Here is a 22,570-nt window from a genome sequence, read left to right as displayed (position 1 = left end):
GTCATGAAAGAGCTCGCAACCACTACGGACATCAACAGGCCAGATCCTGATGACACACCTAGCTCAGTCATCATTGAAGGTCTCCGGCAGGGGCTACACGAAGTGCTCACCGGTCAAACTATCCCTCTCTCCCAGATGTAGGATGGTATTGACGCTGACTGAGTCTGTCTCTGCCCGCTCTATTCAGCAACGCTGCGTGATGTGCTAATAGACTTTATCGGAAATAACGTGGACACCTCGCAGAAGCGCTTTTTACTCTCACATTTGTGATTAGGCAGTTCCCAATACCGTTTGGTTAAAAATTAAGCTGCTTTTTTTGCGACAAAGCCATGAGGGTTTCGGCCATAATTTGCTAGCTCATTCATGTTAAACCGAACAGTATTGGGTTGGGTCGGGGGTGTGGGGTGCTCCCCAAGGGAGAAGTGCAGCGCACATCGATATCAGCCCCCAACCGCTTGCGAGGATACGGACTAACCGTAGCGGAGCCAGGTATTGTCATGCGATGGCCGAAGGCCGGTCGAAGACCATCGCAGATCCACGACTTAGCGAAGCGGAGAGCAGGAGTACCGGAGGGGTTGCAAGAAAGCCGCTGTGTGGTACCTATTATCGGCGCTGTTGTTGGTAGCCGCGCGCAGCGCACTGCTGGAGCAGGCCCCCGAGGGGCTGAGGTGCGAGGGGGTAACGAAGGGAACAATCAGAGTGATGATTCCATCCGAATGGAAAGCAAGGCGACAGTTAAGATTGCTTTGTTGGTGATGTAACGAGAACTTTAAAACAGGTTAAGCTCAAGCTTAAGGCTGCGCAGTATTTTGGTGAATCAAACTTCGCATGGCTTCAGCAGATATATGATCGTCTTCCTGCTCAAATAAGTCAGCGGCAGTTTGAAAATCAGAGAGCGCGCTTTTATATTCCCCCATCTGTAAGCGAATCGTGCCGCGATTCCCATAGGCTTCAGCCATGGAAGGGGTGATTGAGATCGCCCGCTCAAAATCCTGTAGAGCATTATCAGAATGACCGATTGAGAAATAAGCCACGCCTCGGTTGTAGTAAGCTTCAGCATTGGCAGGCGCGAACTGGAGTGCTAAATCGTAGGCTTCAATCGCGCCTGGATAATCCCCAGATAGGGCCTTTTGAATCCCATCCAATAAATATTTTTGAGATTGGTTCTCCTTAGAAAAAATGATTGCCGTTGGATGGGTCTTGGATGGGTAACTATTCGGACGAGCGATAGTGGATTGAATACTGATCAAGGCAAGGCTACTAACCACAATGGAGGCAAGCAGGGATTTGGGAAGACGCTGGCGGAGCATGGCTGGATCCTGGTTGAAGTAAGGTGAAGTGGGGCTGGATAAAACGCATCAAGTCTCTGTTTTTACCCATACTTTTATTCAATCAAGACTGCTCAAAATCGCCATCAGCAAGGAGGATGAAGATCTAAGATCTTCATCCTCCTTGCGGACTAGTCCTTTCGGATGATTTAGTCCAGTTCCCTCTTACTTTTTCGTCAAGTCCGCTCTAGTTAGCTCCCGGTGAGCAATCACAGATAAAACTGCTCAGTACATCTTTTGCCACAGCAAGGGGTCCCGTACCCTCTACGGCTTCTTCGCCACTACCAATGAGACCATCAATGGTACCCGCTACTTTGGAGAGCTTAAAGCCATCCACAACCAAGTCTTGGGTTGGATACCGCTTTAAGAATTCCAAGAACGAGATTCGATTGTCATCGCTGAGGGACAGGATAATGGCTGAGCGAAAGGCTTGTAAATTCGCTTTTTTGCTGGGGGTATGAAACAGTTGACCGGCCTGAAAGAGGGCATACTCGCCGGGAAGAATATGTAGTAAACGATCCGCAGTGCGCAGTTTGACTTTGACTTCCTTCGTCATAAACTTCCGGGCCGCTTCAGGGTCCTGTCCTGACACATTCAAAAAGAATTTGAGCTTGGAAGATGCTTTACCCGTTTGGGCAAAGGTTTCTAATTCATCAACGGTGAGGGATTGACCAAACTGTTTGAAGGTGAAAACAACTTTCTCAGCCGCATGGGCTGGCGCGGTCCAGTTCAGTCCTATCACTGAGGTCAAAGTCAGGGTGGTTAAGGATAGCCCTTTAAGCACACCCCAACCTCCTCCAGTCTTTGGAAATCTTGAGGGGAAAAAGGCCATAGAACAACTCCATAAAATCATGATTCATTACGACTAAAGAGAAAAGGGGTGAGACCAACCAGCTAGGGTGCCAGTAAGAATGGGTTACTGTCTCAGTTGGAACCTCACCCCAAGCTTCTATTGGCCTTGAGCAGAAGTGAACTGGGGTTGCGCAGCTTGTGAAGTTGCCGTTGTCGATGGTTGAGTAGCATCTTCAGGGGAGGGTAGGCTTTGTCCTGTGGTCGGGGAAGGTTGAGAGGTCTCACCTTTAGCCGTCGTGGTCCCTTCTTCCTCACAATTTTCCGCTGCATGGAGGGAATGGTTGACCTTCTGAGCACCGTTCTTGGGAGCGGCCTCAGCCGTATTGCAATCACAAATAAAGTCTGACAACACGCCTTTGGCGACTTCTAAGGCTGGCAAGATCCGCTCAACAAAACCACTGACATCGTTGTAGGTCCCTTCTAAGCTGGTTATATCAACTCGAATGGTGTTTTGAGGGTGTTTGTCGATAATTTCGATAAATGAAACCCGATCATCTTCGATGGAATTTAAGACGGCTGTTTTAAGGGCATTTAAGCCTCGTTCTGTTCTACCCTCTGTGCTGGAAATGACTTGGTCGAGCTTAAAGAGGAGAAATTCACCGTTGGAACCTTCCAGGAAATTTTTGAGAAATGTGGGAACCGTGATCTGGTCAGATAGGATAGTCCGAACGGCAGCCGGGAGTTCTGCTTCAGTATTAAGTAAGGTTTGCAGCGAAGCAGGGATATTGCCAGTCTCCGTAAAGGTATTTAGCTCTCCACGAGTCACCTTAACTTCTGTCTCCTTATATCGCACAAAGATGCTCTCAGCAGCTTGAGCCTCAGTCCCAAATAGGGGGGCAACCATGACCACCGCACTCGCGAGTCCCCAGGGGATAAAGGTCTGAAGATAACGTTTCATGGAATACTCCTTTCGGTTCAATTCTATTTTTTGGGAAAACGCTGAGGTGGAACAGGTCCGTCACTGAGGAACAATAGGTCGGCTCCCATTGCCAATCCTTATTATGGTTTGTCTTTGGTGAGTTAAAATCGGCAAAGTGGACGTAATTTTACAATGTTGAATCATTCCTATGGATGAGTCGCGTATCGTCCATAGGGATGATTTTACCGCTAACAGAGCAGGATGGGTATTTGGGGAGGGGGGATTCAGAGGGGTCATGTTGGATTGCGAAACGATGTCAGCCAATCTCGCATGAATTCACCCACGAGGGACTGACTGCAGAAAACAAAGGCGAAAGCAAAGGCCACTGCGATCGCACCCAAGATCAGCCCAAAGGCCAGATTGACAATATTGGTGGCAATGCCCATTTGTTGGAGGGACATGGCCGACACTAAAGCTAAAATGGCAATTCTCGCTGTTTGGCCCAGGATTTTAGCTTGCCGATTGCCGGAACTTGCCACTAACCTGGATTATTCATGATGATCAACAAAAATCTTCTCAAACCCTTAATGGGTAGGAAGTTCAGAAATTCTTAAAAAAGATCAAAGCGTTACACTCTTTAGATCGCCAAAAGCACTATGAGGAAAGACTTTCAGAGATTCCTGAAAAATGTCATGAATAATCCAGGCTAAGCGGTAGGACCAATTCGCCAGATAGACCCCCACGATCCACACCGCTAAACCACCGAGAACCCGCCCCAACAAGACGATAAAATCCTGAACAATTACGGTTAAGCTGGGCAGGGCCAGTAAATCCGTCGCTGCAACCGCCGCAAATAGCATCACCGCTACCCAGACAATCAAGCCCGCTATTGCCGAGGGTTGGGGAGTCGATACAGAAAGGGAGGCGTCAGAGTCAGAGGGGGCAGGGGGAGCATCGGTGGGTTCCGATATCCCTAGCCACTGTAAGAGATTGTCAAACCCAATCCCAGCTAAAAACTGGCCGGTTAATTCGGAGAGGAAGCGACCGATAAAATAAGCAATTACCAGGATAAAGCCAGCGGTAAAGATTTGGGGCAGGGTGGTCATTACCTCCGTCAAAGCTGAAATTGCGGGGGTGGAGATGGCCTCCACTTTCAGTGCCGTCAGGGCCGCAATGGCGATGGGAATTAGCACCAAAACATACACAATCGTCCCAATTAAGCGAGATAGAGACTGGTGGGGTGAGGCTTGAGGCAGTCCTAAACGCTGACTGAGTTGATCCGTGCCCATGGCGACGAGCAAGTTGGTGACCACGCGCCGAATCACTTGGGCCAGCAGCCAACCGGCTCCTCCAATCAAGAGGGCTGCCAAAATATTGGGGAAGATAACAAAGATATCGTTCAGTAGCTTCTCAATCGGTTGAGTCATCCCTTGCAGTTGCAGCGTCTCCAAGATGGCTGGCAAAAACAAGAGAAACGTGAACCAATAGACCACGTTACCGAGGGTGGCACTTATAGAAATCGTATCGGCCTCCATCTCCAACCCCGCTTGCTGTTGGAGTTGATTATCGAGGTTGAAGGCTCTGAGTCCCCGAGTGGTGATTAATTTAGCCACGGTGGCAATCCCCTAGGCCACTAGGAGATAAGATCAGGGCTCCGCCTAAGCGAGGGAAAAAGCCCACCACCTGATCTAATACCAAATCCGATTCATATAGGCCCGATATAATGCATAATTAAAGAATGCCAAGAAAACTGTATCTAGAACCTCATTTTTCGCCTGACGAGCTGAAGTCTCATTATCGAGCCAGCCAAGACCCAGTAGAATCGCGCCGCTGGCATCTGCTGTGGCTCGTCAGTGAGCAAACAACGCTAACTCAAGCAGCCCAAGTGGTCGGTCTCAACTACGATTACGCTCGAGAAATCGTCAGGGAGTATAACCACAATGGCGCCCATGGGTTACGCAACCGACGCAAAGATAAGCGACCTCATCAATCTCGCAGTCTTCTGACTCAAGACCAATGTGCACAATTGTTGACTCGTCTACAAACCCCACCCGCCGACGGTGGTCTATGGAACGGCCCCAAAGTAGCCCAGGTCATCGCTCAGATGACAGGAGTCGATAAGGTTTGGCCCCAACGCGGTTGGGACTATCTCAAGCGATTGGAGCAGTCCCTGCAATGCCCACGTCCTCACCACCGTAAAGGTGAACCAGAGGCCCAAGCCGCTTTTAAAAAAACTGCCTGAGTACAAAGCAGAATTGGAGCGACGCTACCCTAATGCTCAGGTCGAAGTTTGGTCCTTGGATGAACATCGTTTAGGCCTTAAACCCATTATTCGAAAGATTTGGGCGCCTGTGGGTCAGCGTCCAATTGCTGAGGTGGACCATCGCTATGAATGGACTTATCTGTACGGATTCGTTCATCCCGCAACTGGCGATACCGAATGGTTCATTCTGCCTCGGGTCAATGGAGAATGGTTTAATCAAGCCCTACAAAGCTTTGCTCAGCAAGTTGGAGCGGGAAAGCACAAACAGATTCTTCTCGTTCTGGATGGAGCCGGATGGCATACCTGTAAGAATCGGGTGGTGCCACCTGGCATTCATCTGAAGGTTTTACCCCCTATTCTCCAGAGCTACAGCCGCTGAACGGTTGTGGCGGCTAGCGGACGAACCACTGGCCAATCGGTGTTTGAGACCCTGGATGACCTCGAAGATGTTCTCGAGCAGCGCTGTCGAACTTTAATGACCATGCAATCGGACATTAAAGCTCTAACGCAGTACCATTGGTGGCCAGCTTGACAGATGAGATATTTCGGGGGTTAATGAGTCAGATTTGGTATTAGAAGAGCAAGCAGATATTGAGATTGTAGGTGAAGCCGCGACGGCAACGGAGGGATTGCGGCTGTTATAGGATCAACTGCCTGATGTGGCTATTGTCGATTTAGGCTTGCCAGATATGGATGGTATTGAACTAGTGCAGCGGTTTAAGAAGTCAAGCACCCAGACAAACCCCCAAAATACGAAGATTTTGATCTTAACGATGCACCATCATGCGACAGAAGTTCTGGCTGCGTTTGCAGCGGGGACAGACTCCTACTGCGTGAAAGATACGGACAGGACTAACGCATTGACAGAAATTACCCCCAATGTTCAAGAGAGCCATCCCAGCAGTGGTTGTTCAAGAATGAATTGTCGAGCAACCTCTTGATATAACTTGCGTTGTAGGGCATACCAGTTGTCTATCTGTTGATGCCAAACTTGTAATTCCAGCTCTACAAAAGCCCTCAGCGCACAAAACACATGGGTATGAACAGTCTCAGTTAAACGCACACGAAACCGCTGAAGTCCACACAATTGTTTGCCTGCACGATGAAAGCATTCAATGCCCCAGTGGAGTGTGTGTAAATGCTCAAACTCAGCTTTACCTGCAATAGCAAGCTCCTTCGGGTCTGGCGCATACAGAAGGTAATAGCGACACGATTCGTTTTGAATCGCTGGCAAAAACCTTCACGATGCCCACCCCTTTGAGGTAAACATGTAATCCTTGTTCAGGGATGACAAGGGTATCCACGCGTTGATACTGGCTCTGGCCCAATCGCACCTGTCGATTTTTGGCAACACCAACCAGGAATCCCAATTGCACGTCTTTGAGTAAATTGAGATTGGCCTTGGATGCATACCAAGCATCGCTGGTGAAGGTCGTCGGTCGAAGCCCCCAAGCTAAAACCTCTTGGAGCATTTCCTGGAGATATTGATTCTTGGTTTTGCCCTCCTGTTTGTCATAAATACGATAGTTAATGGGGACTCTCAAGCCATTGGGACTGGTGTAGTACAGGGTGATTAAGGGGATTCCCAAATCGGTTTGCTATGTTTGCTACTCCAGTAATATCCCAACAGGTCCATTTTCTTGGGGTTGCTGTAGAGTTTCTCAAGAACAGTATCATCAGCACTCAAAACGCCTCCGGTCAGCTCAATCCATTCATTGTCTGCAAGTAAATCAAATAGATCTTTGGGCTCATAGCGTTCTCGAAGCAAAAAGCGGTTGATGCTGTCGTGAGAAACATCTTTGAGGATTTCTGCCATATGGCTGCATCCATCTCCTTGGGGTTGAGCTAGGAGATAGCGGACATAAAGGTCTTGGGTGCACTGAGCAGTTGAAGGCTTGCTGGGTATTCGCAACAGAGGGAGAACATTAACGGCCTTTATCTTTCAACCCACAAAATAAAACCCGTGTCAATGCGTAAGTCCTGACGGATATTGATCAGTTGATTGAAGCGGTAAGAACTACAGCGGAAAACCATTCTTGGATTGACCCAACGGTTGCCAGTATTGTTTTGGAGCAGATCCGCAATGGCTCGCTGTCTGCTTCTGAAAAGCCTGCCGGTGACAAGGTGTCAATTCAGGGCCTTGAACCCGATGCCGCGGACGTGCTGCAAACATCTCCGTTAACGGAACAAGAATTAGAGGTCTTAGGACTCATCGTTGGCGGATACAGTAACGCTGATATTTCTGAGGGAGCGTGTCACTTTTTCAGGAGAAAAATAGAGTCAAGTTGTCGATTGAGATAGGCACAGCGATGAGCTAGGACTTTGGGGATATGTTTTTCTTGCCATTGCGCACCTGAAATCTTTGTCCTTCGGTCAATTTGCTTAACAAGCGACTCAACGGCACCAGAGCCAATGGGTATTCCCTCAGCTTGATAGTAACCATAGTTGGGAATCCGCTCTCGGTGGTCTCGCAAATACTGACAGAACCGTTTAGCCTGAGGTTTGCTCAAACCACAGAACAAATCGATGGCCTCATCAATCTTCCCTCTCCACAAAAGGTTTCAGCTTGCTGCAGCCGTTTGAGTGACCCACCGACTTTATGTAAATTCTCCATCAAGTGGAACCAGTCTAGGATCTGCTCCTGTTGAGTTGGCAGTCTCATCTGTCGGTAAAGCTTCCAAATCCCAACATGACCATCCCAAGACAGTAAACCCTTGCAGCAAATCTGAAGCGGTTCACCGCCAGGCAGAGGGAAGTATGGTCTTGATAGTAGGCCAAGCCAACCCTATCGCCATTGATGCGAACTGCTTTATAACCACGCCAGTGGCAGGGTTCCCCTTTTGGAGTAATCAACCGAATATTGCCCCCATCTAAGCTGAGCTGAGTGACTCCTTGCGTCAAAGAGGGTGGACTGAAGGTTTGACGATGAACGAGACGCTGCTGCGTTTTGGAGCTGACTGTGATACCCGTTAAAACTGCTAGATCCTCTGATGCATGGGCATAGGAAACATTGGCACTAATACGCAGGGCGCACATCTCTAAGTAGGGGCTTAACTGACTGTTGGGCTTGACCTTGAGGGCTGTTGCTTGGGTCCGAGTGAGGTTGAGTTTGCCCAGAATGCTTTTTAAGGTCCGTCGATATTCTCCGACATCTGGCGGGCTAACTTGGTCGATAAAAAAGACCCATTTGAGGCGACACATGAGTTTGCAGTTGAGTCCGAACGGTGCATTCAATCTCTGCCAAAGTCTTCATGGGCAGAGACTGGGATTGGGAGTCTTGATACAGCAGTTCTGAAATGCGTGTGACGCAAGCATTGAATTCTTGTTCTTCTTCTGGTGTCATAGTCAATAAGAGGGATCATCTAAGATCAATTATCATTTTCCTCTCAAAGAAGTGACACGCTCCCTATTTCTGAGTCTCTATTTTTGAGTATGGGTACGGTAAAAACCCACGTCCGCAATATTTTGAGTAAGCTTTGTGCGAGCGATCGGACGGAAGCTGCGGTTCGTGCCCTGAGATCTGGTTTAGTTAAATAACGGCGCTCTCTTGTTCGTTTCAAGATGCGAAGAATGCATCGTAAGATAAAGGGCGTTACTAATGAGGCCCTTTATCTTTGCCTAACTTACCAATTATTGGCTGGCGCGAATGGGTATCGTTCCCCGATTTAAGTATCACCCATGTCAAAGCCAAAATTGATACTGGGGCACGTACTTCTGCCCTCCATGCCTTTGATGTTGAACGATTTCAGCACCAAGGAAAAGCCATGGTACGGTTTAAGGTTCACCCGAACCAAAAAGATGAACTCACCACCTTGACGGCTGAGGCTGAACTGCTAGAGGAGCGCCAGATCCGAGATTCAGGCGGGCATACTGAGTTGCGTCCTGTTATTCAAACGAAGATTGAACTTGGTCCCCACCAATGGGCGATAGAAATGACCCTCACGAATCGAAGTGCTATGGGATTTAGAATGCTACTGGGTCGGGAGGCACTGCGCCAACGCTTCATGATTGATGCAGGTAATTCCTATCTTCAAAGTAAAGCCATCGCTCCCTAATCTGTTATTGAAATTATGAAAATTGCAATTCTCTCCCGGCAAAAATCTCTCTATTCAACTCAGCGGTTGAATGAAGCGGGTACTGAGCGAGGGCATGAGATGCATGTGATTGACTATCTACGCTGTTACATGAATATCACGGCTCATAAACCCAAAGTGATTTACCAGGAGGAAGCCCTAGAAGGATACGATGCGATTATTCCTCGTATCGGTGCTTCTAAAACCTTTTATGGGACGGCTGTTGTCCGCCAATTTGAGGTGATGGGAGTATTTTCAGCTAATGAGTCCCAAGCGATTTCACGGTCCCGTGATAAGCTCCGCTGCCTGCAAATTTTGTCTCAGAAAGGAATTGGCCTTCCTGTAACGGGATTTGCCCACTCTTCCAAAGATATTGATGGGTTGATTAAGAGTGTGGGTGGAGCACCCCTAGTGATTAAGCTCCTGGAAGGGACTCAGGGGATTGGTGTAGTCCTTACAGAAACCTATCAGGCTGCAAAATCTGTGATTGAAGCGTTTCGGGGACTCGATGCCAATATCCTGGTTCAAGAATTTATCAAAGAAGCGGGGGGCATGGATATCCGTTGTTTCGTCATTGGAGATCGGATCGTGGCGTCTATGAAGCGTCAGGGGGCTCCCGGTGAGTTCCGCTCGAACATTCATCGAGGGGGTAACGCCTCCAAGATTAAGCTGACTCCTGAGGAGCGGAGTACTGCTGTAAGGGCAGCTAAAGCGATGGGGTTGCGGGTTGCGGGGGTGGATTTGTTACGCTCCAATCATGGTCCTGTGGTGATGGAAGTCAATTCTACTCCCGGCTTGGAGGGAATTGAATCAGCAACGGGCGTGGATGTTGCGGGTAAAATCATTGAATTTTTAGAGAAGAATGCTGGGCCGGGTAAGAACCGCGATCGCATCAAGTATTAGGGTATTGAATGGATATGACGCCGATTACGATTGGAGGCACTACGGTTGCTCCTGGTACTGAACAGCATATCGAACTACCCGTTGCTTGCCTACCTACACAGACCATGCTGTCGCTCCCTATTCATGTGGTTAACGGCCAAAGTGAAGGTCCAACCTTGTGGCTAAGCGCAGCTATTCACGGGGATGAACTGAATGGGGTGGAAATCATTCGTCAGGTACTGGAACAGGTCAAGCCAAAATCACTCAGAGGTGTATTAATCGCAGTCCCTATCGTTAATCTTTTTGGCTTTATTGAACAATCTCGCTATCTCCCAGACCGACGTGATCTGAATCGTTCCTTTCCTGGATCAGTCCGAGGGTCTTTGGCTGCACGTTTAGCTCATCTGTTTATGAAAGAAGTGGTCAGTCACTGTAGTTATGGCATTGACCTCCATACGGCCTCCCATCACCGCGTCAATTTACCCCAAATTCGGGCTAATCTGGATAACTCCGAAACTTATCGATGTGCCCAAGCATTTGCTGCCCCAGCTATGATTCATGCCACAACCCGTGACGGATCTCTTCGGCAAGCGGCTGCAAAACAAGGGATTTCTGTCTTGCTCTATGAGGCAGGAGAAGCCTTGCGATTTGATTCAGAGGCGATTGCTATTGGTGTTAACGGTGTATTGCAGGTGATGGCAGCCTTAGAGATGTTGCCTCTAACAACCCCAACCTCTAACACTCCAACCACTCAAATGTACAGAAGTACAAAATGGGTCAGAGCGTCTCGTAGTGGCATCTTGCATCTACAAATTGAACTGGGGCAAACAGTCATCCAACGTCAAAAACTGGGTTACATCGCCGATGCTTTTGGAGATACAAATCGCAGGATTCAGGCTCCCTGTGGAGGCATCATCATTGGATATACTCAAAACCCTCTAGTTAACCAAGGGGATGGCATTGTTCATATAGCCATTCCTTAAAATCTCCGATAAGGAATTGACCCACTGTGTCAATTCAATGCTCTCCAAGCAAAATAAAACAGTGGGTTGATTCAAGACAAAAGCCTCGAGTTTTGAAAATTCTAAACAGGGTTTAAACAGTGTTTTTCTGAACCTTCAGATTTACCTGAGAAATGCCCTTTTAGCTTGCGGAATTTTCTGGGAAAAACTCTCGGTAGAGATGGTTGAGCTGAGTGGTGTATAGTTGGTCGAGTTGATTCGCTACCCCCTTCCAACTAAAGTGAGCCAGAACTCGCTGATGTCCCGCTCTGCCCATAGTTTGCCGCCTCGCAGGATTGGATATGAGGTGGTCAATTGCTGAGGCTAATTTTTCATCTTGTTGGGGCGGTACTAAAAGCCCGGTTTCTCCATCAATGACTGTATATTTCAGTCCTCCAACTGCACTGGCAATGACTGGAGTACCACAAGCCATCGCCTCAATGGGTACTAGCCCAAAAGGTTCATAAAGGCTAGGTACGACGCAAATATCTGAAGCAGCATAGTAATCAGGTAAGAATTCATGGCTAATTTGACCTGCAAAGGTCACTCGGTCTTGCAAACCTAGCTGTTTGACAATGGCTTCAATTCTATTTTTTTCTTGATTATCTTTACGCTCCGAACGACTTCCCCCCACAATCATCAGATTCACATTTTGATGGCGCTGAACTTGGGGATTTGCAACTGCTCTAACTAAGGTTTCAATACCTTTTCGGGGATCAAATCGACCCACATACAAAATGAGGTGGGACGCTTGAGAAATCTCTAACTTCTGTCGAGCTGATTGTTGGTCGGTGGCTTGAAACCGCTGAGTGTCTGTTCCGCAGGGAATGATTTCAATGTTACCGTTGGTGGATACTAACGACCTTATATGCTCTACTTCTTGCGGACTTGTAGCGATTATACAGTCAGAAGTTTCTACACATTTTTTCTCAATCTCCAGTCGGGTTCTAGCGATCAACGGAATGGTCTTGCTGGATTGGTATTTTACAGCTCCCAAAGAATGATTGTTATGTACTAGTCGGGTTACCTGAGACTGCTTTAATTGCAATCCGATCCAGGCAGACAACCAATAATTAGTATGAACTAAGGGATAGATGATGCTGTTATCGGCTTGATACTGACGGAAGGCGGTCAAAAATTCCGGTAAATACCCAAATAATTGATTTCGATTGATAAATGCTTTGGGTCCGGCAGTCAGGCGAATCGTCCGACAACCTGGCTGATGTTCTACGATCTCTGGTTGATCAGGACTTGATTGACGGGTAAACATATCGACCGTCCATCCTCGATCTGCAAGCTCCTCACCAACTCGTCGAACATAGACGTTTTGGCCACCAGCTTCTTCGCAGCCAAATTCAACGGCAGGATCTCCATGAACAGAGATTAAGGCAACGCTACCTCTATTTTCAAAAACCATAATTTAATTTTTTTCTGTTAAAAAAGAACTATTATTTATCCCAGTCTCAATTGCTATTAATTAATGAGAGGTAATCTAAGCTTTGCTGAAAATGACAAAAAGAGTTGATGGTTGTGATCGCTAATTGATGTGTTTTGGATGTTTTGAAACGCATCCTTAAATAGGATTTTCAGAGAGCATATCATCTTGTTTTTTTGGCATTGATACTTGTTCTTTAGGTGTTTGCTAATTTTTTGTTAGGCATCAAGAACTAGGCCTGAAATACATGTGTCTATAAAGATGATATGTTCCCGACTATTTAAACGTTGCTTTTCAAGCTATTTCGCTGTCGCAGGTTAAAGGACAAGCAGCAAAAAGAACAGGAGTCTGTGGTTTTGTATTTGGATTGAGCCAGAGTAAACCAGGTGCCTGATGTGGGTGTATACCCCAAGCTGTAAGCGATAGTGCTGTGATCATTAAGAGGATCATGTTTACAGCCAGAATGCATCCTGCAACTAGTGCAATGGCACTCATGGGCAACACAATCTGTAAACTCAATGCTAGCAACGTACCGCTAATAAAAACGAGTGCTACTACGGGAAAACCTACCACTAACGAACAAACGGTAAGTGTAAAAATCCAGATAAAAAAGCATTTCACTGTCTCTCCCAGAGTCCAATTAGGGAAGGGCAAAGTTTGCGTTGAGACCATAGTTTTTTCCTCGATTTTGGTAGAATATCTATTGACAAACAATGTTGTAGTCATCTCGTCTTCGAGAACTTATTCTTGGTGCTTTCCCTTTGCAACTACCTCTGGAATTTAGATTTTTTCTCAGAATAATCGAGGTATGTGTCATGTGTATGTAAAACGTGTGTCATTGATATATCTCTAGTCCCCACTCAATTAATTATTTCTAGAGAAATTTGCAAACTTTATGATTGCAGATACTCAGAGTAGTTGAGAGAAGGAGGGTATCTACCAAGATTGTGCTTCAACAACGTGTTGGATAAATGACTCGGTCTTTGTAAGTCTAAGGATGTTCTGTAAGCTTTGCTCATTATGGTGGCTTTATCTTGTATTGTGATACGCAACATAGATTCTCTTACGCAACATAGATTCTCTACTGTGCCGTTGAGTGCTTGCCTGCAGTTATTTCGATGCAATTGACACAGATACGACATATAAAACGCATCAAATCGTCATCAGATTTTTCTAAATTTGGAAGACAACTCGTTTGATCCTGTGAAAACTCAAACACCTTTAGTTCAAGGGGTAGAGAGAAAACTATCTATGGCAACATCAATAACGTCTTCTGGATATCCATTGTGCGCTGCAAAACTGAAAGCCTCTTCAGATAACGTGCGTTTGTATCTACGAGATATTGGCCGATCGCCCTTGCTGACGCCAGAGCAGGAACTACAGCTGGGTAGAGAAGTACAGACGATGGTTCGGTTGGAAGCCGTAAAAGATCAATTAGCTCAAAGCTGTGGGGAGGAGCCTTCAATGGAGACCTGGACCAAGGCTGCGGATCTGGAGATAGCGGAGCTCCAAACGCTCCTTGAGAAGGGCCATAAAGCCAAACAAAAAATGATTACTGCAAACTTACGTCTCGTTGTTACCATTGCTAAAAAATATAGGGATCGTAATTTAGAATTACTAGATCTGATCCAAGAGGGGACTTTGGGACTGGAAAGAGCAGCGGAAAAATATGATCCACAGCGAGGCTTTCGGTTTTCAACCTATGCCTATTGGTGGATTCGGCAGGGTATCACTCGTGCGATCGCAGAGCAGGGACGCACCATCCGACTACCCATTCATCTCACAGAAGCCTTAAATAAAATCAAGCGAACCCAGCGCGAACTCTCTCAATCTCTAGGTCGTAGTCCAACAACAGCAGAGGTTGCTCAAGCTCTGTCTTTGACCCCAGAAAAAGTCCAACAATACCTTCACTGCGCACACCACACTTTATCTATCGATCTGAAAATTGGTGACGACCAAGATAGCTCTATCGTTGACTTTATTGAGGCTCCCGATTCCTCCCCTGAAAAATTTGTATCTGACAAAACTCTGAGTGAGTCGCTCCAGATGTTGTTAGCCACTCTCACCCCTCAGCAGCGAGAAGTGCTCACCCTTCGCTACGGTTTGATCGATGGTCGTGAACTCACCCTCGCAGCCGTAGGCCGCCGCATGGACATCAGTCGGGAACGAGTCCGCCAATTGCAAAATGCAGCCCTGAGTCAACTGCAAAAGCGTAAGCCAGAAATCGCAGATTATCTTGTGAGTTGAGAAATATCACTCAACATTACTGCATGAAACTAATCAAGATACTTCTGGTCAAAAGGAAATCATCATGGCCATAGAAGGGCCAGAGCACTCTCCAAGATCTCAATGGCATACCTTGGATACCAATGTTGTTCTTCGCCGTTTAGAGAGTGACCCAATCCATGGCCTCACAATAGATCAGGTCAATCAAAGACAACAGCTGTATGGCCACAATGAATTACAAGAAGTTTCCGGTCGCTCAACCTGGATTATCCTGATCGATCAATTCAAAAACATCATGTTGTTGATGTTGATTGTCGTCGCCATTGTCTCGGCTGTTTTGGATTTACAGGATCGACAATTTCCCAAGGATGCCGTCGCCATATCTGCCATTGTGTTACTCAATGGTTGGCTAGGCTTTATACAGGAAAGCCGGGCAGAGCAGGCGCTAACGGCCTTAAAATCTATGACCTCTTCACGGGTTCGCGTGATTCGCCAAGGCCAAGAGAGGGAAGTTGATGCTAAAGAGTTGGTGCCAGGAGATGTTATCTCTTTGGAAGCTGGGGTGCAGGTACCTGCTGATGGCCGGTTATTAAAGTCAGCTAGCCTTTCGATCCGTGAATCAGCCCTAACGGGAGAAGCGGAGGCAGTCACCAAACAACCTGAGTTGATCTTGGCCGAAGACACCGCTTTGGGGGATCGACAGAATCTCATCTTTCGCGGGACCGAGGTCATTCAAGGACGCGGAACAGCCATCGTCACTGCCACAGGCATGGAGACGGAACTGGGGAAAATTGCGGCCATGCTGCAATCGGTGGAAACAGAACCCACCCCTCTGCAACAGCGAATGGGCCAGTTGGGAAATGTCTTGGTTACTGGATCCATGGTGTTGGTAGGACTTGTCGTCCTTGGCGGTATCGTGCGGGAAGGCAACCTCAGCATGGTGGATGACTTGCTAGAGATCTCCCTGAGCATGGCTGTTGCCGTCGTTCCCGAGGGACTACCCGCCGTCATTACGGTTACCTTGGCCTTGGGCACCCAACGAATGGTGCGCCGTCAAGCATTGATTCGAAAGCTTCCCGCTGTAGAGACCTTGGGGTCTGTCACAACGATCTGTTCCGACAAAACGGGGACCCTGACTCAAAACAAAATGGTGGCCCAGCAGATTCACCTCCTTGGGGACCACTTGAGCATCAGCGGCATGGGATACGAGCCTGTCGGTGACTTCGTAGCCCAGGGCCAAGTCATATTACCCGCTCAAAACCCTGCCCTGGAGATGCTGCTGGTGACCAGTGCGCTCTGCAATGATGCCGCTTTACAAAAGGAGAAAGGACAATGGGCCATTATGGGAGACCCCACGGAGGGCGCACTCTTGGTCTTGGCCAGCAAAGCGGGGCTAGGCCCCATTGAGCTACAAAATGCCTTTCCCCGCTTGATGGAGGTGCCCTTTACCTCCGAGCGGAAACGCATGAGTGTGATTTGTAAAACAGCTCCGTCACAAGCCCGTCGCCTAGGATTCACTCAACCCTACACCCTCTTTATGAAGGGGTCCCCTGAGTTGGTGTTGGAGCAATGTCACCAGGTCATGAACCAGGTCGTTATTCGGGGAATAACCGATGCAGATCGCGATCGCATTCTCATGCAAAACAACAAGATAGCCAGTCAAGGACTACGGGTGATGGGTCTTGCGTATAAACCTCTATCGGTATGCCCTGAACCTGAAACTCTGGAAAATGTTGAGCATGACCTGATTTGGTTAGGGTTGGTGGGTATTGTAGATGCGGCGCGTCCTGAAGCCAAGGCTGCCGTGGCTCGTTGCCGACAGGCAGGGATCCGCCCGGTGATGATTACGGGAGATCATCAACTGACAGCGATGGCTATCGCCCGTAAAATCGGTATCGCTCAGGCGAGTGATGCCGTCTTGAGTGGTCAACAATTGGCCCAACTGTCGCCTCAGGAGCTGGAGCAACAGGTTGAGCGAGTCAATGTTTACGCTCGGGTCGCTCCTGAACACAAATTACAGATTGTCCAAGCCCTGCAACACCGAGGGGCCTTTGTGGCCATGACTGGAGATGGCGTGAATGATGCCCCCGCCCTCAAGCAAGCGGATATTGGGATTGCCATGGGGATTTCGGGCACCGATGTCAGTAAAGAAGCCAGTGATATGGTGCTTTTGGATGATAACTTTGCCACCATCGTCGCTGCTACAGAAGAAGGACGAGTGATTTACGGTAATATTCGCCGCTTTATTAAATACATTTTGGGTAGCAACATTGGTGAGGTGATTACCATTGCCTCAGCGCCTTTACTGGGATTAGGGGGCGTTCCTCTCTCCCCACTGCAAATTCTGTGGATGAATTTGGTCACTGATGGCTTACCCGCGTTGGCATTGGCCATGGAACCTGCAGAGTCAGGGGTTATGGATCGACCTCCTTACAATCCCCGTGAGAGTATTTTTGCCAGAGGTCTGGGGTTTTACATGGTGCGGATTGGCTTAATTCTTGCATTATTGACCATTGGTCTGATGGGGTGGTCCTATCACTACACCCAAACCCCAACCTATTCAGGCCATCCCGATACATGGAAAACAATGGTTTTTACGACCCTTTGTCTGGCTCAGATGGGACACGCACTGGCCGTGCGATCTGATACTCAACTCACGTATCGTCTCGATCCCTTCTCTAATCCTTACCTACTAGGCGCGGTCACCTTGACTACGGTGTTGCAACTGCTGTTACTTTATGTTCCTATCCTCCAAACGTTTTTCGATGTCCAACCTTTAAGTGGGATAGAGTTACTGATTTGTCTTGGGTTTAGTATGCTGATGTTCACCTGGATTGAACTTGAAAAAGTATGGATGGGTTGGTGGTATCGTCCTCGAAAAAGATAGAGACTCCAGCAAAAAACTTTATCAGTCTTTATTCATTATCTCGATTAGCTGTAAATAATTGGAATCTGGCTTCCTAGTAATGAAGTTGATATTTACCTCATATTTGTCAAAGCTTTGAAGCTTGGAGATTTGACAAATATTTCACATAGCTTTGAAACATCAATCGATTACATTGAAAAGGTTGATTCACAGTTCAGAGAGTGCTCCAGCAGTTTGAAAAATCCAACCGTGGCATTCTTTAAAAACGTACATGAATCGGGCTATTTAACTATTTATTTCTGATGGAGACGCTATGGTCGTATTGCCATCTTCTCCCTTTCCTCAATGGTCGCTAGGAGAAGTGATCAAATGTTTTGTTGTATGGATTCTTGTCTTAACGGCTTCTTGGCTAATAGTGGGGTTTCCTGTGGTAGCGTTACTTGTCATGAGTGGCGCTTTTATGGTCATCGGCCTTCAACTTGAGTTGCCCATGAGCGCTGTTGCTGTGGTTGCAGGCTGCATTCTAGCCGTGAAAGTAGCGATCTTGTTGATCACAGCAGTCTTTCTGACGGCTTGGGGGATACACCCTCATCAAGTTCCAGGGTTGTTATGGCTGAAACCATCGACGAAAAAACGCCTTTGACCCAGCTTGTCGATTCCCCTCTAGTTGTCAATGGACAATGCTCATTTAGACTCAACTCAATCACTCAAATTATCAAGGATTGGACACATTTTGAAATTGCCAATCATGATTCGAAACGTCCTAAAGGCCACCCACCTTTGGCAATCCCATGGCTTGATTCTTAAGGAGTTGAGGCACTATCGTCTATTATTGATTGCTGCCCTATTTTTCTCCTTTGTGTCAGCAATTTCTGCTGCCTTAAGCATCGGTTTGATTAGCGCTTTGCTCCAAGGACTTACATCACCATACAATTCACCCTTGCAAACGGGGATAGGCTGGATTGATATTCATCTCTTGGGAATACAAACTTCAGCCAACCAGAGAATTTACCGACTAGCAGCTTTGACTTTAGTCATATCTTGGCTCCAGATAGCTAGTGCCTATTGGGGACAACTATCCTTTCGGCTAACTGCATTGGGGTTAGTCAATCGCCTCCGAAAAAAATTGTTTGATCAGCTTAAACGACTGAGTCTGAGCTACTACCTATCTTCAAGTGCTGGAGCACTCACTACTACACTGACCAGTGAAGTCAATCAAATACAGCAGGCTTTAATGACTGTTGCCCAGATGATCACACAACTATCACTGATCTTGGGCTATGGCATTTCAATGTTTGTGCTGTCGTGGCAACTGTCACTGGCCATGCTCTTAATTACGTGCACATTATCTTGGGGGTTACAAAATCTTCAGCGCCAAGTTCGGGCTGCTAGTTTTGGCGTCCCCGAGGCCAATAAACGATTGACTGAAATCGCCTTAGAGTTTATTTACGGGATTCGTACTGTTCATGCCCATAATTCTCAAGCCTATGAACAGCAACGATATAACCAGGCTGCAGATCAAGCTTTGAGCATTTCCCAACAGATGACTCGGAGCATGCTTAGGGTACAACCTATCGCCCGAGGAATCGCTAGCAGCTTGCTAATCCTAATCATTACAGTGTCCTACTCGATTTTGATTGCGGGAGGGACGTTACAAGCTTCAACGCTACTGGCTTTCTTATTCGTGGTCTATCGCACTTTGCCACTGGTTAGCCAGCTAAGTGACTCCCGAGTCAACTTAATTAGCCTACAGGGGTCGTTAGAAAATGTGAGTGAGCTGCTAACCAGGAACCATAAACCCTATCTCAGCGATGGAACTTTTCCATTTGCTGGACTGCAACTTTCTATAGAATTCGTCCATGTGAGCTTTGGTTACACCTCTGGGCATTGGGTGCTTAAAGACATTAATTTGTCATTACGGAAGAACCAAATGACTGCATTGGTCGGAGCATCTGGCGCAGGTAAATCTACAATAGTGGATTTAATACCGCGATTTTTTGACCCTATGGTGGGTCAGATCTTGGTAGATGGTATGGATCTAAGGCAGCTTCAGCTCGATACCCTACGGGACCGCATGGCAATTGTGAGTCAAGACACATATATTTTTAATGCTTCTGTCCGAGATAACATTGCCTACGGTTTATCAAATATAACTGAGGAACGAGTGTGGCAGGCTGCTGAACAGGCCAATGCCCTATCCTTTATCCAAGAGATGCCGGAGGGATTGAACACACCGTTAGGGGAACGTGGAATTCGCTTGTCGGGTGGTCAACGTCAGCGGATTGCAATTGCCCGCGCACTCTTACGAAATCCTGAAATTTTGATCTTAGATGAAGCAACCAGTGCCCTTGATTCGATTACAGAACAATTGATTCAAGAATCGTTAATGACGTTGGTTGAAGGAAGAACAGTCATTGCCATTGCTCACCGCTTATCGACTATCGCTAATGCGGATCAGGTTGTTGTGTTAGATCAAGGGCAGATAGTTGAGCAAGGCACTTATCAAGCGCTACTGGATCAACGAGGCCAGTTGTGGCAATTCCACCAGATGCAATTTAAGCAACCCAGTCGGGTCTAGAGCGAATGAGTGGACTAACCATAGATCGATGGAAATACTTCAAGATCCCAAATTCTTAACCTTAGGTGTCTTAACCTTAGCCTTAATCGCCTTTGTTGCAGAGTGGCTTCCAGTGGATATCACGGCATTAATGGTGACGGCAGCGCTGATATTGCTAGGACTCGTATCACCCGATGAAGGCATTTCAGGATTTGGCAACTCGGCCACGATTACTGTACTGCTGATGTTTATTCTTAGTGCTGGAATTGCCAGAACAGGCATTATCCAAATGATGCGGGACTGGCTGATTCGATGGGGTGGTCGCCATCCATCGCAGCAGATCGTAGTGATGGGGCTTTTGGTCGGTCCCATTACCGCCTTTATTAACAACACGGCGGTCGTGGCGGTCTTCCTACCCATCATTGAAGACTGGTGCCGGAAGCAAAATATCTCACCATCCAAGCTATTGATTCCCCTCTCCTATGTCACCATTATGGGCGGCATGATTACGGTGGTGGGCACCTCTACCAATATCCTGGCCAGTGGCGTATCGAAGGATTTGGGCTACGGCGAGTTTTCTTTGTTTCAATTCACAGGGATGGGGCTGGTCACCTTCGTGGTTGGACTCGTGTTTCTAGCAGTCGCAGCGCCTCGGCTATTGCCCAAACGCAAAGCAGCCACGCTATCGCTTGATGACTTTGACCTCAAGGATTATGTCAGTGAAATCACTATCCCTAACGGCTCCAGCTTGGTGGGCCAAACGCTCCGTACCACAGGGCTGCAGCGTAAGTTTGATCTGGATGTGTTGGAGCTGATTCGGGGAGCCGAGCGCTTTAGTCAACCTCTCGCAGATCTGCCACTCCAGGTAGATGATCTACTCTTGGTGCGAGGCAGCCGTACTGAGTTACTGAGTTTGCGTGATCAGCGGGATGTAGAGATTATGCCCGCCGCTAAGTTCAGCGGCGCTGAACTTGAAGCGGACCTGAGCACGGGAGCTGAGATGATTACTGAGGTTTTGGTGCTCTCGAATGCCCGTTTAATTGGTTCCACCCTCAAGGATCTCAAATTCCGACAGCGTTACAACGTGACCGTCTTGGCGATTCGTCGAGGCGAAGCCCTGGTGCGGGATCGTTTGGGTCAAGTCCGGCTCCAATTTGGAGATCTGCTCTTGGTGCAGGGGCCACGGAATAGCTTAGCGGGTTTGCAATCCACCCGTGAGCTACTGGTGATGGAACCCCGTGATATTGAAACTCTGCGGCCTGAAAAAGCTTGGGTTGCGATCGCAATCATCTTAGGTGTGATTGGCGCAGCAGCGTTGGATTTGGCCCCCATTCTTGTCACAGCCCTAGTGGGTGTTTTGCTGATGATTCTCACCGGTTGCCTTAAACCAGGTGAACTCTATGGCGCTGTGCGCTGGGATGTGATTTTTCTGTTGGCGGGTCTGCTGCCATTGGGGATTGCGATGGATAAATCTGGCGCAACTGAGTGGTTAGCACAACCCGTTGTGGCCGTAGGTCAGCATTTGTCAGGCTATGGGGTGTTGGTAGCGCTCTATATTTTCACATCGCTGCTGACTGAGATCATCTCGAATAATGCTGCTGTCGTTCTTGTGATTCCCCTCGCAGTGCAGGTGGCTACAACCCTGAGCCTCAATCCCTTAGCCTTTATCTTTGCGATTACCTTTGCGGCCTCTAACAGCTATATGACCCCTATCGGTTATCAAACCAACACCATGGTCTACGGTCCCGGCGGCTATAAGTTTTTGGATTTTATGCGCATTGGGTTGCCCTTGAATATTTTGATGGCGATCGTCACCCCATTATTAATCGTTCAGTTCTATGGATTGTAGGACGCATGGTTGAAGAGACGCCAGCGATGCCACCTTGAACCCCTAGGTACTGACAATCAGCCTCCTCCGAACATTGCGATCGCAACGAGGAACCCAACTTTGGGGCGTACTTTGCACAAGTAAAGAGGCTATCTTTCAAGCCAAGACCATCAGCTAACCTCGTCGGCATTGATGGAGATTATAATGTGGCCCTATCGCTACATCTAACGCTATCTCCTACCCTGAGTTCCACTTCATTCTCTCTAGGGAATTGTAGTGAAGACCTGGAGTGCGTATGTTTCCTGCCGCTCAGTCACAGAACTGCTAAGGCTTTGCCATCGGTGTGGCACAACCACATTCTATTGTTAGCAACATCAACATAAAAACTGTAAAGCCACTC

Annotated in this window: 21 protein-coding genes, 3 pseudogenes and 1 riboswitch; of the genes and pseudogenes, 15 read left to right on the top strand and 9 right to left on the bottom strand. The window is 47.7% G+C overall.

Features of this window, described 5'->3' with window-relative positions:
* Window positions 1-3: 3 nt before the first annotated feature.
* Complete coding sequence (locus tag ON05_RS15070; RefSeq protein ID WP_175307213.1) at window positions 4-141, top strand: hypothetical protein; 138 nt, start codon at window positions 4-6, stop codon at window positions 139-141.
* A gap of 281 nt (window positions 142-422) precedes the next feature.
* On the top strand, window positions 423-761 hold the full coding sequence (locus ON05_RS15065; protein ID WP_262561807.1) for a hypothetical protein: 339 nt from the start codon (window positions 423-425) through the stop codon (window positions 759-761).
* Window positions 762-791: 30 nt separating this feature from the next.
* On the opposite strand, the gene ON05_RS15060 is transcribed toward ON05_RS15065, so the two are convergent.
* From ON05_RS15060 to ON05_RS15040, 5 genes are all read right to left on the bottom strand, one after another.
* Window positions 792-1,310, bottom strand: coding sequence for a tetratricopeptide repeat protein (locus ON05_RS15060; RefSeq protein WP_010473299.1), 519 nt, complete (start codon window positions 1,308-1,310; stop codon window positions 792-794).
* A 205-nt stretch (window positions 1,311-1,515) separates the two neighbouring features.
* Window positions 1,516-2,112 (bottom strand): alpha/beta hydrolase, encoded by a 597-nt coding sequence (locus ON05_RS15055; RefSeq protein ID WP_236618953.1) that lies wholly within the window; start codon window positions 2,110-2,112, stop codon window positions 1,516-1,518.
* A 165-nt stretch (window positions 2,113-2,277) separates the two neighbouring features.
* On the bottom strand, window positions 2,278-3,078 hold the full coding sequence (locus ON05_RS15050) for an alpha/beta hydrolase (RefSeq protein ID WP_010473301.1): 801 nt from the start codon (window positions 3,076-3,078) through the stop codon (window positions 2,278-2,280).
* Between the two features lie 254 nt (window positions 3,079-3,332).
* Window positions 3,333-3,578 (bottom strand): hypothetical protein, encoded by a 246-nt coding sequence (locus ON05_RS15045; protein WP_050857463.1) that lies wholly within the window; start codon window positions 3,576-3,578, stop codon window positions 3,333-3,335.
* 81 nt (window positions 3,579-3,659) lie between these two features.
* Window positions 3,660-4,652 carry a mechanosensitive ion channel gene (locus tag ON05_RS15040; RefSeq protein ID WP_050857464.1) on the bottom strand — a complete coding sequence of 331 codons (993 nt, stop codon included), beginning with the start codon at window positions 4,650-4,652 and terminating at the stop codon, window positions 3,660-3,662.
* A 125-nt stretch (window positions 4,653-4,777) separates the two neighbouring features.
* Here ON05_RS15040 and ON05_RS15035 point away from each other — a divergent pair, with 125 nt between their 5' ends.
* The 4 genes from ON05_RS15035 (at window position 4,778) to ON05_RS38550 (ending at window position 6,243) form a co-directional block, all read left to right on the top strand.
* Complete coding sequence (locus ON05_RS15035) at window positions 4,778-5,281, top strand: winged helix-turn-helix domain-containing protein (RefSeq protein WP_010482719.1); 504 nt, start codon at window positions 4,778-4,780, stop codon at window positions 5,279-5,281.
* A 13-nt stretch (window positions 5,282-5,294) separates the two neighbouring features.
* Window positions 5,295-5,681: a transposase gene (locus ON05_RS15030; RefSeq protein WP_262561803.1), complete on the top strand. Its 387-nt coding sequence runs from the start codon at window positions 5,295-5,297 to the stop codon at window positions 5,679-5,681.
* A 6-nt stretch (window positions 5,682-5,687) separates the two neighbouring features.
* Window positions 5,688-5,834 (top strand): hypothetical protein, encoded by a 147-nt coding sequence (locus ON05_RS15025; protein ID WP_262561801.1) that lies wholly within the window; start codon window positions 5,688-5,690, stop codon window positions 5,832-5,834.
* A gap of 127 nt (window positions 5,835-5,961) precedes the next feature.
* Entirely contained in the window at window positions 5,962-6,243 is a 282-nt protein-coding gene (locus ON05_RS38550; protein ID WP_396149365.1) for a response regulator, read from the top strand.
* Here ON05_RS38550 and ON05_RS15020 read toward each other — a convergent pair.
* Window positions 6,186-7,214, bottom strand: a pseudogene (locus tag ON05_RS15020) (transposase). The gene ON05_RS38550 and the pseudogene ON05_RS15020 sit on opposite strands and share 58 nt — an antisense overlap.
* Window positions 7,215-7,557: 343 nt before the next feature.
* Window positions 7,558-8,645 (bottom strand): annotated as a pseudogene (locus ON05_RS15015) (ISKra4-like element ISAcas2 family transposase).
* Window positions 8,646-8,710: 65 nt separating this feature from the next.
* On the opposite strand from ON05_RS15015, the pseudogene ON05_RS15010 reads away from it, so the two are divergent.
* From ON05_RS15010 to ON05_RS14995, 4 genes and pseudogenes are all read left to right on the top strand, one after another.
* Window positions 8,711-8,839, top strand: a pseudogene (locus ON05_RS15010) (response regulator transcription factor); the annotation flags it as partial.
* A gap of 77 nt (window positions 8,840-8,916) precedes the next feature.
* On the top strand, window positions 8,917-9,357 hold the full coding sequence (locus tag ON05_RS15005; protein ID WP_010478784.1) for an ATP-dependent zinc protease: 441 nt from the start codon (window positions 8,917-8,919) through the stop codon (window positions 9,355-9,357).
* 15 nt (window positions 9,358-9,372) lie between these two features.
* Window positions 9,373-10,278: a 30S ribosomal protein S6--L-glutamate ligase gene (rimK, locus tag ON05_RS15000; protein WP_010478782.1), complete on the top strand. Its 906-nt coding sequence runs from the start codon at window positions 9,373-9,375 to the stop codon at window positions 10,276-10,278.
* Window positions 10,279-10,286: 8 nt separating this feature from the next.
* A complete protein-coding gene (locus ON05_RS14995) occupies window positions 10,287-11,240 on the top strand; it encodes a succinylglutamate desuccinylase/aspartoacylase family protein (RefSeq protein WP_010478779.1) in 954 nt (317 codons plus the stop codon).
* Window positions 11,241-11,400: 160 nt separating this feature from the next.
* On the opposite strand, the gene ON05_RS14990 is transcribed toward ON05_RS14995, so the two are convergent.
* A complete protein-coding gene (locus ON05_RS14990) occupies window positions 11,401-12,675 on the bottom strand; it encodes a glycosyltransferase family 1 protein (RefSeq protein WP_010478777.1) in 1,275 nt (424 codons plus the stop codon).
* A 312-nt stretch (window positions 12,676-12,987) separates the two neighbouring features.
* Complete coding sequence (locus ON05_RS14985; RefSeq protein WP_262561799.1) at window positions 12,988-13,419, bottom strand: hypothetical protein; 432 nt, start codon at window positions 13,417-13,419, stop codon at window positions 12,988-12,990.
* Window positions 13,420-13,944: 525 nt separating this feature from the next.
* Here ON05_RS14985 and ON05_RS14980 point away from each other — a divergent pair.
* The 5 genes from ON05_RS14980 to ON05_RS14960 all read left to right on the top strand — a co-directional run bounded on the left by ON05_RS14980 (window position 13,945) and on the right by ON05_RS14960 (window position 22,191).
* A complete protein-coding gene (locus ON05_RS14980; protein ID WP_010478773.1) occupies window positions 13,945-14,940 on the top strand; it encodes an RNA polymerase sigma factor, RpoD/SigA family in 996 nt (331 codons plus the stop codon).
* 64 nt (window positions 14,941-15,004) lie between these two features.
* Window positions 15,005-17,806, top strand: a complete 2,802-nt coding sequence (locus tag ON05_RS14975) for a cation-translocating P-type ATPase (protein WP_010478771.1) — start codon at window positions 15,005-15,007, stop codon at window positions 17,804-17,806.
* Between the two features lie 292 nt (window positions 17,807-18,098).
* Complete coding sequence (locus ON05_RS14970; RefSeq protein WP_010478769.1) at window positions 18,099-18,428, top strand: hypothetical protein; 330 nt, start codon at window positions 18,099-18,101, stop codon at window positions 18,426-18,428.
* Between the two features lie 105 nt (window positions 18,429-18,533).
* Window positions 18,534-20,363 carry a heterocyst formation ABC transporter subunit HepA gene (gene hepA, locus ON05_RS14965; protein WP_039781605.1) on the top strand — a complete coding sequence of 610 codons (1,830 nt, stop codon included), beginning with the start codon at window positions 18,534-18,536 and terminating at the stop codon, window positions 20,361-20,363.
* A 28-nt stretch (window positions 20,364-20,391) separates the two neighbouring features.
* Complete coding sequence (locus ON05_RS14960) at window positions 20,392-22,191, top strand: SLC13 family permease (protein ID WP_010478765.1); 1,800 nt, start codon at window positions 20,392-20,394, stop codon at window positions 22,189-22,191.
* A 48-nt stretch (window positions 22,192-22,239) separates the two neighbouring features.
* Window positions 22,240-22,375: riboswitch (cyclic di-AMP (ydaO/yuaA leader) on the top strand.
* Window positions 22,376-22,570 lie beyond the last annotated feature (195 nt).

It is taken from the genome of Acaryochloris sp. CCMEE 5410 (genome assembly GCF_000238775.2).
Lineage (GTDB): Bacteria > Cyanobacteriota > Cyanobacteriia > Thermosynechococcales > Thermosynechococcaceae > Acaryochloris.
Note: the sequence above shows the minus strand (reverse complement) of the source record. Positions and strands in the feature narration are given on the sequence as shown.